Here is a 13,941-nt window from a genome sequence, read left to right on the forward strand (position 1 = left end):
GCGCCGGCGTCAGGCCCTGACGGGGGCGGACAACTCCAGCAGGGTCAGCCCGGTCGGCGCCCGGAGCAGGTCGTCGATGGTGACCCCGTCGAGGGAGTCATAGAAGGCGATCTGGGCGCGGCGCAGTGCGCTGCGGAGACGGCAGCCGCTGCGCAGCGGGCACGGATGGTCGCCCTCGCAGTTCACGACCTCCTCGTCGCCCTCGAGGGCGCGGGCGAGCGTGCCCACCGAGGTGTGCCGACCCGCCTCGGTGATCGTGAGCCCGCCGCCCCGACCGCGGCGGGCTTCGACCATGCCGAGTTCGCGTAGCCGGACAACGACCTTGGCCGTGTGCGTGTACGGAATCGACATCTGATCCGCCACCTGACTTGTCGTCAGGCCGCCGCCTCCAGGGGAGGCGGCCAGGCGCATCACCACGCGCAGCCCAAGGTCGGTGAAACGCGTCAGCTGCACGTACCGACCGTATGATACTTGCATCTGAGATGCAACAAAACCGTCATGCGCGCGGCGAGACCAGCACCAGTTCGGTGTTGTGATCGACGGATCCGCCCAGCAGCTTCGGGTCGGCGTGGATGTCGTTGAAGGACAACTCGCGGTACAGCGAGGCCAGGCCCTCCTGGCTGAAGTCCCCGTGCCGGACCTCGTACGGGCTGTCCGACTCGACGAGCGTGGTCAGCAGCGAGAGCGTGCCGTCGGTGTTGTCGACAACCTCGATCAGCCGCGCGTGCTGCGGGAAGTCGATGTGCGAGGCGGTGTTGATCTCCCAGAAGCCCTGTGCGGCAGTTGCACCCGGGTGCGGCGTGATCTTGTTCTCGTGGGTGTGCCCGTTCACCCAGGCGAGCACGTTCGGGAAGCGGTGCAGCAGGTCCAGCAGCTCGGCGCCGGAGTGACGGCGCTCGCCGGGATTCTCGGGGTCGGGGATCAGGTTGTCCATCGTGCCGCTGGTGTGGTGGCTGAACAACAGGAAGTAGGTGTCCTGCCGGGACTGCGTCACCGGGCGGCCGCCCGCGTCGAAGAAGCGGCTGCTGCCCGCCTGCAGGGTCTGTTCGATCCAGCGGAACTGGGCCTCGCCGAGGGAGCCGTCGACGAAACCGGCGCGGTTGGTGGAGTCCATGCTGATACCGACCACGCCCGGCGCGATCTCGAACGAGTAGAAGCCGATGCCGGTCTCGCCCGCGTCGGGGGCGAAGCCGTGCCCGACGGGTCCGGGGCCCGCGTTCCTGGGGTCGAGGTGGGCGGCGATGTACTGCCGCGGGGTGAACGGTGCCCGGTTGCCGTCGGGCGTGACGATGCGCGGCGGGGTGGTGACCGCGGCGAGGATGCTTGGCAGCGCAGCCGGATCCGAGCTCGCGGCGCTGCCGATCGCGCGGGCCTGCTCGGAATCGGGCGCCTCGATCTTGATCGAGCCGGTGTACATGGCCTCGAGCGGTCCGATTCCGCTGGGGATGGTGCCCTGGATCGAGTCGTCGTGGTTGCCGAACACGCTGTACCAGGGGGTGCGCAGGCCCGGGCTCGTGACGGGGGTGAGGGCCGCAGCGCCGAGCAGTCCCGGCATCTCCGGGAAGCCAGCCTTCTTGTAGATGTCGCGGATCGGTGACTCGGGGTTCCAGTACAGGTCCGCCCCGGAGTTCTGTACGCCCTCATAGCGATCCGCGGCACCGGTGTTCGGGATGAAGGTGCCGCCGTTGAGCGCGGTCAGCAGCCAGCCGAGCTCCGCGTGCTCCTTGTTGTCGGTGTTGTCGCCGGTGGTCACCACGGCGTCGAACGCGCGGCGGGTGTGCGGGCCGCCGGGCAGGGAGTTGATCCGCGACACGAGCGAGACCAGGCCCTGCGTGGTGAGCGTCTCGTGCGGTCGGAACGCCGACCCGTTCAGCGGATGCACGTACTCGAAACGCATGGGGGACTGGGCGTCGAGGATGTGCAGGTCGGTCAGCTGCACCACGGACGCGAGGGCGGTCCTGCGCTCCTCGCGTCCCGACCGTGCCTCGGCGAGCTCGCCCCGCACGATCATCGGCCACCCGGGGCCCGCGGTGAGCGTCCGGTAGCCGGTTCCGCCGACCGGAGTTGCGACGGCCTCGAGGGTGGTGCCTGCGAAGGAGGCGGGCAGCGTGTCGGCCGCGGCGTACCAGGTACCCCACGGCGCTCTCCCGAATGCGCCGGCCCCGAGGGTTCCCGCGGCTCCGAGTCCGGCCAGTCCGATGAATGCGCGCCTGCTGATGTTTGCCACGGCGACGACTCTAGGTCACCTGCCGTACACCTCGGGTTCACGCCGCCGTCCCGCGACATCGGCCGCGACTGCGCGGCCGGTCGATCAACTCGACGCGAGGCGCAGAACGAGCGCGGCGACGGCGAGCGCCGCGTACGTGAGCGGGACGGGGAGGTGCTTCGGGTCGTGGGCGAGGATGTGGACGACGACGGCCACGGTGAAGTAGCAGATCACCCCGATCGCGGCGGCGACGCCGAGCGGGGCCAGCGCCAGGCCGAGGGCCAGGCCGGCGGCGCCGGCGAGGAGGACTCCCGCCAGCGAGTTCAGGCGGTTCTCGGGCACACCGAGCTCGGCGTATTCCCGAACCACCGCCTCCCGGTTGCTCAGCTTCCGGATGGCCGCGTACCCGAGGAGTGCGGCGAGCAGAACGGTCACGATGACGGTGGCGACGAACATGGTGAACTCCGGTCCTGACCCCCCAATCCACACAAATCTCGCATCGAGCACCTAAGTACCCGCCGACCTTGAGCGCTGGCACTCGCATGTATAGAGTGCTAGTTGGCGCTGACCGAGCCTCGGCACCCGCGACGACGGGGCTCGAGTGAGATGCCGCAAGCGTACGAACACACCATCACGTCCTGGGAACAGCCCTGGACGCATAAACCCCTGAAAGTGGAGGGCTCATCGTGGCGAGCGTGAACATCAAGCCGCTCGAGGACAAGATCCTCGTCCAGGCCAACGAGGCCGAGACGACGACTGCCTCAGGCCTGGTCATCCCCGACACGGCCAAGGAGAAGCCCCAGGAGGGCACCGTCGTCGCCGTTGGCGAAGGGCGTGTGACCGACAAGGGCAACCGCATCCCGGTCGACGTCAAGGAAGGCGACACCGTCATCTACAGCAAGTACGGCGGAACCGAGATCAAGTACGCCGGCCAGGAGTACCTGATCCTCTCGGCACGTGACGTGCTGGCTGTCATCTCCAAGTAAGCCACTTGCGAACCGCCCCGGCGTCCCACACATGGGCCCGGGGCGGATCGCGTTGCGGACCCTCCCAATCCAGGAGTAGCTGAGCAAATGTCCAAGGAAATCCAGTTCAACGAGACCGCCCGCCGGGCTCTCGAGCGCGGCGTCGACACGTTGGCGGACGCGGTCAAGGTCACCCTCGGCCCCCGCGGTCGACACGTGGTGCTCGCCAAGGCGTTCGGCGGCCCCACCGTCACCAACGACGGCGTGAGCATTGCCCGTGAGATCGATCTCGAGGACCCGTTCGAGAACCTCGGCGCCCAGCTCGTCAAGAGCGTCGCCACCAAGACCAACGACGTCGCGGGCGACGGCACCACCACCGCCACCGTGCTCGCCCAGGCGCTGATCCACGGCGGTATGAAGAACGTCGCCGCCGGCGCCAACCCGATCGCACTCGGTGTGGGCATCAGCCAGGCCGCAGATGCCGTGTCGGAGGCTCTCATCGCCGCCGCGACCCCCGTCGAGGGCAAGGACGCGATCGCTCAGGTCGCCACCGTCTCCTCGCGCGACGAGGAGATCGGTGAGCTGGTCGGCGAGGCGATGACGCGTGTCGGCGTCGACGGCGTCGTGACCGTCGAGGAGTCCTCGACACTGCAGACCGAGCTCGTCGTGACCGAGGGCGTGCAGTTCGACAAGGGCTACCTTTCGCCCTACTTCGTCACCGACATCGATGCGCAGCAGGCGATCTTCGAGGATGTGCTGATCCTGCTCTTCCGCGAGAAGATCAGCTCGCTGCCGGACTTCCTGCCGCTGCTCGAAAAGGTCGCCGAGGCGGGCAAGCCGCTGCTGATCATCGCCGAGGACGTCGAGGGCGAGGTGCTCTCCACCCTGGTGGTGAACTCCATCCGCAAGACGATCAAGGCCGTCGCGGTGAAGGCGCCGTTCTTCGGTGACCGGCGCAAGGCGTTCCTCGACGACCTCGCGGTCGTCACCGCGGGCACGGTCATCAACTCCGATGTGGGCCTGACCCTCAAGGAGGCCGGCCTGGAGCTGCTCGGCAGCGCCCGTCGGGTCGTCGTCACCAAGGACGAGACGACCATCGTCGACGGCGCAGGCACCGAGGCGGACATCGAGGCCCGTGTCGGTCAGCTGCGTCGCGAGATCGAGAACAGCGACTCCGACTGGGATCGCGAGAAGCTCGAGGAGCGCCTCGCCAAGCTGTCCGGTGGCGTCGCGGTGATCAAGGTCGGTGCCGCAACGGAGACCGAGCTCAAGGAGCGCAAGTTCCGCGTCGAGGACGCGGTCAACGCGGCCAAGGCCGCGGTCGAGGAGGGCATCGTGCCCGGCGGCGGCTCCGCACTGGTGCAGGCGGGCCAGACGCTCGGCGCGCTGGCCGCATCGCTCTCCGGCGACGAGGCGACCGGCGTCGAGGTCGTGCGCGCGGCGCTGTCGGCCCCGTTGTTCTGGATCGCTACGAACGCGGGCGTCGACGGCTCGGTCGTGGTCAGCAAGGTCGCCGAGGCGCCCAAGGGTCACGGCTTCAATGCCGCCACTCTCACCTACGGCGACTTGCTCGCCGACGGTGTGGTGGACCCGGTCAAGGTGACCCGTTCCGCGGTGGTCAACGCGGCCTCGGTCGCCCGGATGGTGCTCACCACCGAGGCCACGGTCGTCGAGAAGCCGGTCGAGGCCGCCGATGCGGATCACGGCCACGGCCACAGCCACTAGCACCACCGTCGCCCCCTGGTGACAGCAGCGACAGGCCCCGGACGGATCCTCGTCCGGGGCCTGTCGCTTTCTCTATCCCAGTGGCAGCGAGGCGAACACGTCCGTGGTCGGCTGCTCCGAGCCGCCCGCGGGTTCCACCGTGAAGGCGAGCAGTGAGGCGCCGTCCAGGTCGTCGAGTACGGCCACGGTCGAGGGCGACACCTGATCCGGCGCCATCATGCCCGCCGAGACCGGCGCACCGGTGCCCGCGAAGAGCCACATCTGATAGACCGAGTCCGAAGCGGGCGGGGTGACGTCGTTCATCATCAGCACCGCGGCGTCGGTCGACCGGGAGTAGACGGCTGTCGCCGAGCCGCCGCCTGGCACCTCCGTCGAGGACGTCCGGACGTCAGGGGCGCTCATCACCTGGGCCGCCACCGGCTGCGGCGGCGTCGTCTCGCGCAGCTGCTGTCCGATGAACACGCCGCCCGCGAGCAGCGCGACGGCGGCCGCCGCGGCGCCCACCAGACGCCACCGGGGGGTGGCGCGCCGCCGATCGGTGAGCGAGACCGGCGCCGCCGCCCGACCCGGGCCGAGGCGGGGCTCCCGCGCGATCTGCGTCAGCAGGCGTTCACGGATGTGTGCGGGCGGAGGGGTCGCGTACGCGGCGGCGGTGGCCGCCATCGTCTCCCGGCCCTGGCGTACCACCGCCTCGAATTCGACCCGCAGGTTGTCGTCGGAGGTCGCGAGGAGTTGCTCGACCGCACGGCGTTGGTCCGCGTCGAGCGCATCGAGGGCGTAGGCGTGGGCCAGGTCGATCTGGTCGTCGTCCATCACACCACCCCCAAGCATCCTCTGAGCCGGACCAGCCCGTCCCGGATCCGGGTCTTGATGGTCGGCAGCGCGACCCCGAGCTGGGCGGCGACCTCGCGGTAGGTGCGTCCGCCGTAGTAGGCGAGCGAGACCGACTCGCGCTGCACCGAGGTGAGGGTGTCGAGGCACTCGATGACGGCCTGCCTGTCCAGGCGCCCGGAGACCTCCTCGGCGACCTCGTCGAATTCGCTGCCACGGTTGCGTGACTCGTAGACCACCTCGCGGTTCGAGTGCGACTGTTCCGACCGGACCCGGTCGACCGCCCTGCGGTGCGCGAGGGTCATCAGCCAGGACACCGCGGAGCCCCTTGTCGCGTCGAAGTCGTCGGCGGTGCGCCAGAGCTGGAGGTAGACCTCCTGGGTGGTCTCCTCGGCGAAGCCCGGATCGCGCAGCACCCGCAGCACCATTCCGTAGACGCGGGCGCAGGTCCGGTCGTACAGCTCGGCGAACGACCCCGAATCGCCGTCGGCGGCGCGGGTAAGCAGGGCGGCCAGCTCGGCCGCTTCGGCCGCGCGCACGGCAAGGGCCTGCCCGACGTCAGCCGGGCAGGCCGCCTCGTCGATGCCGTGATCGGGCGCGGCGCCGGAATCCGTGGACCCCGGGTCCGTCACGACTGTCCGTTTTCCTTCATCGATAGTCACGTTACTGCGGCATCAACACAGAATCGATGAGGTAGACGGTGGCATTCGCGGTGCTCACGCCGCCGCAGGTCACATTCGCGTCGTTGACCTTGAGGGCGTCCCCCGATCCGGTCACGGTCACCGCGGTGCCCTCGACCGTCGGGTGCCGGCCGGCGATCTCGTCCGGCGTGATCTGGCCGGGCACCACGTGGTAGGTGAGGACCTTCGTCAGCAGCGCGTCGTCGGTCTTCAGCGTGTCGATGGTGGCCGGATCCACCTTGGCGAATGCGTCGTCGACGGGTGCGAACACGGTGAACTGCCCTCCGTTGAGGGTGTCGACGAGGTTGACGTCGGGGTTGAGTTGCCCCGAGACCGCGGCCACCAGGGTGGTGAGGAGGGGGTTGTTCGAGGCGGCGACGGCCACCGGATCCTGGGCCATCCCCGAGATCGAGCCGTCGCCCTGCGGCACGGCCTCGGCGTAGTCCGCGCAGCCGGGCCCGACCAGATTCACTGCGGGGTCGGCCGTCATCGCCGGTGACATCTCGTCACCGGACGAGGGGGAGGAGGGCGCGGAGTCGTCGCTGTTTGCGGAGGAACACGCCGAGACGCCGATCAGGGCGACCGACGCGGTGGCCGCGATGGCGAGGGTTCGCATGCGCGTGGTGCTGATGCTCATGGACTGCCTTCCCGAGTTGTGCGAGTGCTGTCGGGAAGGCATTCGGAGCGGGTGGTGCAGAGGATGGGTCACGCATCTCGGCGCGGCCCAGGAAGCCGGGGCCGCGCCGAGACGACGTCGTCTACACCGCGATGCGGTGGCGGCCCCTGCGGGCGTGCATCTCACGTTCGGTCTCGGACATGCCGCCCCAGATCCCGTACGGCTCGCTGACGCTGAGGGCGTGGCTGCGGCACTGCGCGAGCACGGGGCACTGACGGCACATCTCCTTGGCGCGGGTCTCACGCTGGGTGCGTGCCCGGCCCCGCTCACCGTCCGGATGGAAGAACATCGCGGAGTCGACTCCGCGGCACAGGCCGTGCATCTGCCAGTCCCAGATATCGGCGTTCGGTCCGGGGAGGTGATTCGGCTGAGGCATGCCATCTCCTGTCCATCCATACACCTGAAGAGCCTCCAGGTCTGAAATCAATTCGTCTCGGCAACGTTAGAGGTATTGCGGAAAACGAGTCAATAGTTCTTCAAGTGGGGATTTCCATAGTGTTCGCACGAGAATTTAACGTTCTGTTCATAGACAAGGACATGTAGCCGTGATCAGCTGTCGCTGCGCCGGTCCTCCGGCTCGGCCTCGGTGTCCTGTTGTGGGTGCTGACGAGTACTTTTGCTGGTCCGATGCGGTAGGAGGGCGTGGTGTGTGCCCTGTCGGCGCGCGGAGCGGGGTTGAGATTCTTGGTTAACGCAATTGCCACAAACCGGACTCTGAATCAGTTGCCTGATTCAATCTTTGATTCAACCTTGAAATACGTCGACGCGCCCGTAACTCTCGACAAACGCGACGCGAATGGGTATTCGGGCGAGGGTGGGTGCGGCGCAGGGGCGCGCGGGCCGGCCCTACTCTTGGCCTGGTGGGGACACTGATCAACGCCGCATTCGGCGACCAGCCCGGGTTGGCTCCGTTGCCTGCCGCTGACGACAACCAACAGCGCTGGCTCATGGCGGTGACGCTCGGTGGACAGGGGCGATACGCCGCGGCCCGCACCGAACTCCTGCGCATCGCACGGGGGCGCCCGAGCCCGGTCGTCGCCTCGCTCGCGCTGAGCACGGAGGCCTCGTTGCTCAGGCAACTCGGGTGGCATCGGCTGGCTGCGGGCTTCGACGGGCGCGCGCTCGCGGCACTCGCCGGACCGGCGGGCGGGGAGGAGTCGGCGCTGACCGCCGCTCGATGCGACGCATTGACCGGGCTGGCCGCGGACGCGCTCGGCTGCGGGCGGCTCGCACTCGGTTCCGCGCTGCTCGAGCGGTGCGCGCCGCTGGTCGGGAACGACCAAGGGCTGTGGCGGCAGCGCATCCGCCTGAACTGGGTGACCGCCGAGATCGCGTTGGCGTCGGGGGATCCCGTCACGGCGCGTCGGCACGCGAGCGCGGCCGTCGAACTCGCCCGGGGCGTCGACTCGGTTCGGCACCAGGTGAAGTCGGACCTCCTGCTGGCGGCCGCCCACAGCGCAGGCCCGGATCCCGCCGCGGCACTTGATCTGGGCGAACAGGTGTTGGACCGGTGTGCCGAGCACGGGCTGTTGCCACTGCGCTGGGCCGCGGCGATGCTTGTCAATGGAGTCCGTCCCGGTGCGGACGCGGTGGCGATCCGGGATGAATGTCGACGGCAAATCTCCGACCGCGGTGGCCGATTCAGGGATCTGTGAGTGTCTGTCGCTATCCTTCAAACGTTCCACCGCCAGGTGGGAGCGCTCTGGAGCGGGCGCCACTGTAACGCCAGGAATCACTCTGACGATGACTAATACGAGCGAGGAGTTGGACTCAGCCGTCGCTGCGGCAGCGCAGGGCGATCGAGTTGCCTTGTCTCGAGTGCTCGAGAGTGTTCGACCCTTGGTTGTGCGTTACTGCCGATCACGGGTCGGAGCCGCGGAAAGGGGACAACTGTCCGCGGACGACGTGGCGCAGGAGGTATGCCTGGCAGTGATGACCGCATTGCCGCGGTATCAGGATCAGGGCCGTCCCTTCATGGCATTCGTGTATGGCATCGCCGCGCACAAGGTGGCAGATGCACATCGGAACGCCGGGCGTAACAAAGCCGAGTCGATGGCCGAGGTACCAGATGTCATCTCCACCGACGAGGGACCCGAGAAGCTCGCTCTGGACTCGGAGACCACCCGGCAGATGAGCGCACTATTGGGAACCCTCCCCGAGAAGCATCGGGAGATCCTGGTCCTGCGTTTGGTTGTCGGCCTGTCGGCGGAGGAGACGGCAGCTGCCGTGGGCAGCACGGCCGGAGCAGTACGGGTCGCCCAGCACAGGGCGCTCGCGAAGTTGAAGAACGAAGTTGCGAAAGCGGGTGAGATGTATGGCTAGGGGCAGCAAGCGTGGTGGGGACGACGAGGGAACGCAGCGGGACACGTCCGGTGCCGATCTCACCCCGGACGCGTCGTCCCTCGGTGACACCGACGCGTCGTCCCTCGGTGACACCGACGCGTCGTCCCTCGGCGACGCCGAGGAGTCCGCGGATGCGACCGCCGTCGATTTCGCCGCCATCGCGCGGGACGACGCCCTCATCGACGCGATCGCCGGTGACGGCCCGATCGCGACGAACAGCCCCGAGGAGTTCGAGCTCGCGACCCTGCTGACCGCATGGCGCGCCGAGATCCTCGCCCCCGCCATGCCGGTGGAGCCCGACCTCGACCAGGTGGCCGCCGCCGTTGACCGCGAACTCGCGACGATCGGCTCACCCCGCCGCTCGAATCTGCGGTTGCTCCGGCCCATCGCGGGCGCTGCCGCGGCCGTCGCCGTCGTGATGGCCGGGCTGACGGTCTTCTCCTACAACGCCGTTCCGGGTGATCCGCTGTGGAAGGTCAAGGAGGTCGTGTTCACCGAGCGCGCCAACTCGACCGTCGCGGGCATCGACACGACCACCAACCTGGAGGAGGCCGAGCGCCTCATCCGCGCAGGCGACCCGCAGGCGGCGCTGGTGGTGCTCGAGTCCGCACGCAAGCGGGTCGACGGCGTGAACGAGTCGGCCAAGCACGACGAGCTGACGGCCTGGCGGGAGCGACTGGTGGCCGATGCCGCCAAGACCCCTCCGACGACGACCACGCTGCCCTCTGCGGCCGGGACTGTCCCCGGACTGCCCGTGGTGCCGGGTGTCACGCTGGACGGGACCACGGTGACCGCGCCGGTGCTGCCCACCACCGTGCCGAACCTCCCGAGCCTGCCGACTATCCTGCCGGTCGAGCCGGGGGTGCCGACGACTCAGGTACCGCCGACTACGATCCCGCCGGTCGACCTGACGGTCCCGCCGGTGATCACCAGCCCGCCGGTGGTGCCGACGACGGTCCCGCCCGCGCCGACCACCACCAGGATCGAGCCACCGACCCAGGACACGCCAACGCCGCGGGACCTGACGTCGAAACTGGCCCCCAGCTGATCCGAGCCCAGACACGAAACGGCCCGACAAGGTGAATTCCTTGTCGGGCCGTTTCGTCGTGTCGGGGGTGGGTCAGGCGTCGAAGCCGTCGCCGTGCAGCGCCTCGTTCATCGACGCGTCCGCGTAGCCGCGGCAGTAGTCCCACGTGACATAGGCCTCGGGGACCGGGTCGTAGGCGGGCTCGTGCGGGCGCACGGTGCCGTCCACGAGCAGCTGCAGCAGGTTGGCGCGCAGCATGTCCCAGTCGTGGTAGTGATCCTGCTGGCAGTCGTCGCAGCACACGACGAGCCCGCGGATGCCGCGGTGGCCGAGCAGGGCCTCGTAGACGGCGAGGTCCGCGAGGTCTTCTTCCACGGCCAGTCGCTCATGGGGGTCGAGGGGCTGACCCGGCTCGATCGCGTCCAGCGCGGCCGACGGATCGGAGGGGTCGCCGGCGAACGGATCCGGCGGCAGACCGGGGGGCAATTGATCACGCACAGGTCCACGGTACGCAGCGCAGGCGGGTCTGCGCCAGCCGTCACACGAACCGCGTTCGCTCGCACCCGTGTCCAGCCGATACCATGGTGGACGGGCTGAGGGAATAGTTCGCCCTCGACCGAGCATTCTTCTCAGTCCCGAAGCAATCACGACTTGACCGCGCCGCGGGGATTCGACGCCCCGCACGGCGGCGCACCACAGTTCCAGGAAAGGGTCCCGAGCCGCATGAGTATTTCCGGAGGGCACGTGCGTACCGGAGGGGACCGCCCCGACAAGGTTGCCATGCTGGGACTCACCTTCGACGACGTGCTGCTGCTGCCCGCCGCGTCGGACGTCGTTCCCAACCAGGTGGACACCTCGAGCCAGCTGACCCGCGAGATCCGGCTCAAGGTTCCGCTGGTGAGCTCGGCGATGGACACTGTCACCGAGTCTCGGATGGCGATCGCGATGGCGCGTGCGGGCGGGATGGGCGTGCTGCACCGCAACTCCTCGGTCGAGACGCAGGCCGGTCAGGTCGAGACGGTCAAGCGGTCCGAGGCCGGCATGGTGACCGACCCGGTCACCTGCAAGCCGTCGGACACGCTCGCCGAGGTCGACGCAACGTGCGCGCGGTTCCGGATCTCCGGGCTACCGGTCACCGACGACGCCGGTCAGCTGGTCGGCATCATCACCAACCGCGACATGCGCTTCGAGGTCGACCAGAACCGCACGGTGGCCGAAGTGATGACCAAGGCCCCGCTGATCACCGCGCGCGAGGGCGTCACTGCCGAGGCCGCGCTCGGGCTGCTGCGCAGGCACAAGCTCGAGAAGCTGCCGATCGTCGACGGCCAGGGCAAGCTCACCGGACTGATCACCGTCAAGGACTTCGTCAAGACCGAGCAGCACCCGAACGCCACCAAAGACCGGGACGGCCGCCTGTTGGTCGGCGCCGCCGTCGGTGTCGGCGACGATGCCTGGGCCCGCGCGATGGCGCTGGCCGACGCCGGGGCCGACGTGCTCGTCGTCGACAGCGCGCACGGCCATCAGGTCAACATCTTGCAGATGATCGCGAAGCTCAAGGCGGAGATCGGCGATCGCGTCCAGCTCATCGGTGGCAACGTCGCGACCCGGGCAGGTGCCCTCGCACTGGTCGAGGCGGGCGCGGACGGCGTCAAGGTCGGTGTCGGTCCCGGCTCGATCTGCACCACCCGCGTCATCGCCGGTGTCGGTGCCCCGCAGATCACCGCGATCCTCGAGGCCACCGCGGCGTGCAAGGCGCTCGGCGTCCCGGTCATCGCCGACGGCGGCCTGCAGTTCTCCGGCGATGTCGCCAAGGCGCTCGCGGCCGGTGCGTCCGCCGCCATGCTCGGCTCGCTCCTCGCCGGCACCGCCGAGTCCCCGGGAGAGATGGTCCTGGTCGGTGGCAAGCAGTTCAAGAGCTACCGCGGCATGGGTTCGCTCGGCGCGATGCAGAGCCGCGGGCAGGGCAAGTCCTACTCCAAGGACCGGTACTTCCAGGACGACGTGCTCGCCGAGGACAAGCTGGTTCCCGAGGGCATCGAGGGTCGGGTTCCGTTCCGTGGCCCGCTGACGCAGGTGATCCACCAGCTCACCGGCGGCCTGCGCGCGGCCATGGGCTACACCGGATCCGCGACCATCGAGGAACTGCAGGAGGCGCAGTTCGTGCAGATCACCGCCGCGGGTCTCAAGGAGAGCCACCCGCACGACATCACCATGACGGTGGAAGCGCCGAACTACGCCGCGCGGTAGCCGCGCGGGATAGTTTCCAGCGAAGATCCAGGCAAGCATCAGCCACAACGAAGAAAGGGGCGCGCGTGCGCGACCTCGTTGAAATCGGCATGGGCAGAACCGCCCGTCGCACCTACGAGCTGGACGACATCGACATCGTCCCCTCCCGCCGGACCAGGTCCTCCAAGGAGGTGTCGACAGCCTGGCAGCTCGATGCGTACCGCTTCGACATCCCGGTCCTCGCGCACCCGACCGACGCGCTGGTCTCGCCCTCGTTCGCGATCGAGCTCGGTAAGCGCGGTGGGCTCGGCGTGATCAACGGCGAGGGCCTGTGGGGTCGGCACGCCGACGTCGACGCGAAGCTCGCCGAGTTGGTGCACCTCGCCGAGACGGACGAGGACCCGGACGCACCGATCGCCCGGCTCCAGGAGCTGCACGCGGCGCCGATCCAGCCGCACCTGCTCGCGGCGGCCGTCGCGCAGGTGCGCGACTCCGGTGTCACCACCGCGGTCCGGGTCAGCCCGCAGAACGCGCGCGCACTGACGCCTGAGCTGGTGAAGGCCGGGATCGACCTGCTGGTGATCCACGGCACGATCATCTCCGCCGAGCATGTCGCGCACGGCGAGAGCGAGCCGCTGAACCTCAAGACGTTCATCTCCGAGCTCGACGTCCCGGTGATCGCGGGCGGCGTGAGCGATCACCGCACGGCGCTGCACCTCATGCGCACAGGTGCCGCGGGTGTCATCGTCGGCTACGGCTCCACCGAGGGCGCCACGACCACCGGCGAGGTGCTGGGCATCGGGGTGCACATGGCCACCGCGATCGCGGATGCCGCGGCCGCGCGTCGCGATTACCTCGACGAGACCGGCGGGCGCTACGTGCACGTCATCGCGGACGGCGACATCACCACCTCGGGCGACCTGGCCAAGGCCATCGCCTGTGGCGCGGACGCCGCGGTCCTCGGTGCGCCCCTCGCGGTCGCGGCGGAGGCGCCGGGCGGCGGCTGGTACTGGCCTTCGGCTGCCGCGCATCCGTCTGTGCCGCGTGGCGCACTGCTGCCGGTCGCCTTCGGTGACCGCCCGTCGCTCGACACGGTTCTGACCGGACCGTCGGCCGATCCGTACGGTTCGTTGAACCTGGTCGGTGGACTGCGTCGCTCGATGGCGAAGTCCGGCTACTCGGACCTCAAGGAGTTCCAGAAGGTCGGCCTGACGGTGCGTGCCTGACCGTCATCGGCGGCATTCTGCCTGTTCCTGATACCT

General features: G+C 69.0%; 15 protein-coding genes. 7 read left to right on the plus strand and 8 right to left on the minus strand.

Going from position 1 to position 13,941, the window contains the following annotated elements; genetic code table 11:
* Positions 1–9: 9 nt before the first annotated feature.
* The 3 genes from C8K38_RS05885 to C8K38_RS05895 form a co-directional block, all read right to left on the minus strand.
* On the minus strand, positions 10–453 hold the full coding sequence (locus C8K38_RS05885) for an RrF2 family transcriptional regulator (RefSeq protein WP_097210401.1): 444 nt from the start codon (positions 451–453) through the stop codon (positions 10–12).
* Between the two features lie 43 nt (positions 454–496).
* A complete protein-coding gene (locus C8K38_RS05890; protein ID WP_097210402.1) occupies positions 497–2,227 on the minus strand; it encodes a TIGR03767 family metallophosphoesterase in 1,731 nt (576 codons plus the stop codon).
* 84 nt (positions 2,228–2,311) lie between these two features.
* Complete coding sequence (locus C8K38_RS05895; protein ID WP_097210403.1) at positions 2,312–2,662, minus strand: DoxX family protein; 351 nt, start codon at positions 2,660–2,662, stop codon at positions 2,312–2,314.
* 230 nt (positions 2,663–2,892) lie between these two features.
* Here C8K38_RS05895 and groES point away from each other — a divergent pair, with 230 nt between their 5' ends.
* On the plus strand, positions 2,893–3,192 hold the full coding sequence (groES, locus tag C8K38_RS05900; RefSeq protein WP_027501788.1) for a co-chaperone GroES: 300 nt from the start codon (positions 2,893–2,895) through the stop codon (positions 3,190–3,192).
* A gap of 87 nt (positions 3,193–3,279) precedes the next feature.
* Complete coding sequence (gene groL / locus C8K38_RS05905; RefSeq protein ID WP_097210404.1) at positions 3,280–4,896, plus strand: chaperonin GroEL; 1,617 nt, start codon at positions 3,280–3,282, stop codon at positions 4,894–4,896.
* A 72-nt stretch (positions 4,897–4,968) separates the two neighbouring features.
* Here the strand turns inward: groL and C8K38_RS05910 are convergent, their stop codons facing one another.
* From C8K38_RS05910 to C8K38_RS05925, 4 genes are all read right to left on the minus strand, one after another.
* Positions 4,969–5,709, minus strand: coding sequence for an anti-sigma factor (locus tag C8K38_RS05910; RefSeq protein ID WP_097210405.1), 741 nt, complete (start codon positions 5,707–5,709; stop codon positions 4,969–4,971).
* Positions 5,709–6,359: an ECF RNA polymerase sigma factor SigK gene (sigK, locus tag C8K38_RS05915; protein WP_097210406.1), complete on the minus strand. Its 651-nt coding sequence runs from the start codon at positions 6,357–6,359 to the stop codon at positions 5,709–5,711. Before sigK ends, C8K38_RS05910 begins: the two co-directional genes overlap by 1 nt.
* 31 nt (positions 6,360–6,390) lie before the next feature.
* Positions 6,391–7,044, minus strand: a complete 654-nt coding sequence (locus C8K38_RS05920; protein ID WP_097210407.1) for a fasciclin domain-containing protein — start codon at positions 7,042–7,044, stop codon at positions 6,391–6,393.
* Positions 7,045–7,165: 121 nt separating this feature from the next.
* Positions 7,166–7,459: a WhiB family transcriptional regulator gene (locus tag C8K38_RS05925; RefSeq protein WP_027501783.1), complete on the minus strand. Its 294-nt coding sequence runs from the start codon at positions 7,457–7,459 to the stop codon at positions 7,166–7,168.
* A 484-nt stretch (positions 7,460–7,943) separates the two neighbouring features.
* On the opposite strand from C8K38_RS05925, the gene C8K38_RS05930 reads away from it, so the two are divergent.
* The 3 genes from C8K38_RS05930 to C8K38_RS05940 all read left to right on the plus strand — a co-directional run bounded on the left by C8K38_RS05930 (position 7,944) and on the right by C8K38_RS05940 (position 10,474).
* The gene (locus tag C8K38_RS05930) at positions 7,944–8,738 is read left to right on the plus strand and encodes a hypothetical protein (RefSeq protein WP_257017070.1); all 795 of its coding nucleotides are present in this window, start codon (positions 7,944–7,946) and stop codon (positions 8,736–8,738) included.
* A gap of 88 nt (positions 8,739–8,826) precedes the next feature.
* The gene (locus tag C8K38_RS05935) at positions 8,827–9,405 is read left to right on the plus strand and encodes a sigma-70 family RNA polymerase sigma factor (protein WP_097210408.1); all 579 of its coding nucleotides are present in this window, start codon (positions 8,827–8,829) and stop codon (positions 9,403–9,405) included.
* Entirely contained in the window at positions 9,398–10,474 is a 1,077-nt protein-coding gene (locus C8K38_RS05940; protein ID WP_097210409.1) for an anti-sigma-D factor RsdA, read from the plus strand. The genes C8K38_RS05935 and C8K38_RS05940 overlap by 8 nt, the downstream gene beginning before the upstream one ends.
* Positions 10,475–10,546: 72 nt before the next feature.
* Here C8K38_RS05940 and C8K38_RS05945 read toward each other — a convergent pair whose 3' ends face one another.
* Entirely contained in the window at positions 10,547–10,951 is a 405-nt protein-coding gene (locus tag C8K38_RS05945) for a DUF5319 domain-containing protein (protein ID WP_027501780.1), read from the minus strand.
* Between the two features lie 225 nt (positions 10,952–11,176).
* On the opposite strand from C8K38_RS05945, the gene guaB reads away from it, so the two are divergent.
* Entirely contained in the window at positions 11,177–12,700 is a 1,524-nt protein-coding gene (gene guaB / locus C8K38_RS05950; RefSeq protein WP_097210637.1) for an IMP dehydrogenase, read from the plus strand.
* Between the two features lie 65 nt (positions 12,701–12,765).
* The gene (locus C8K38_RS05955) at positions 12,766–13,905 is read left to right on the plus strand and encodes a GuaB3 family IMP dehydrogenase-related protein (RefSeq protein ID WP_097210410.1); all 1,140 of its coding nucleotides are present in this window, start codon (positions 12,766–12,768) and stop codon (positions 13,903–13,905) included.
* Positions 13,906–13,941 lie beyond the last annotated feature (36 nt).

Origin of the sequence: Rhodococcus sp. OK611, from assembly GCF_003050885.1 — a bacterium.
In the GTDB taxonomy this organism is placed as follows: domain Bacteria; phylum Actinomycetota; class Actinomycetes; order Mycobacteriales; family Mycobacteriaceae; genus Rhodococcus_G; species Rhodococcus_G oryzae.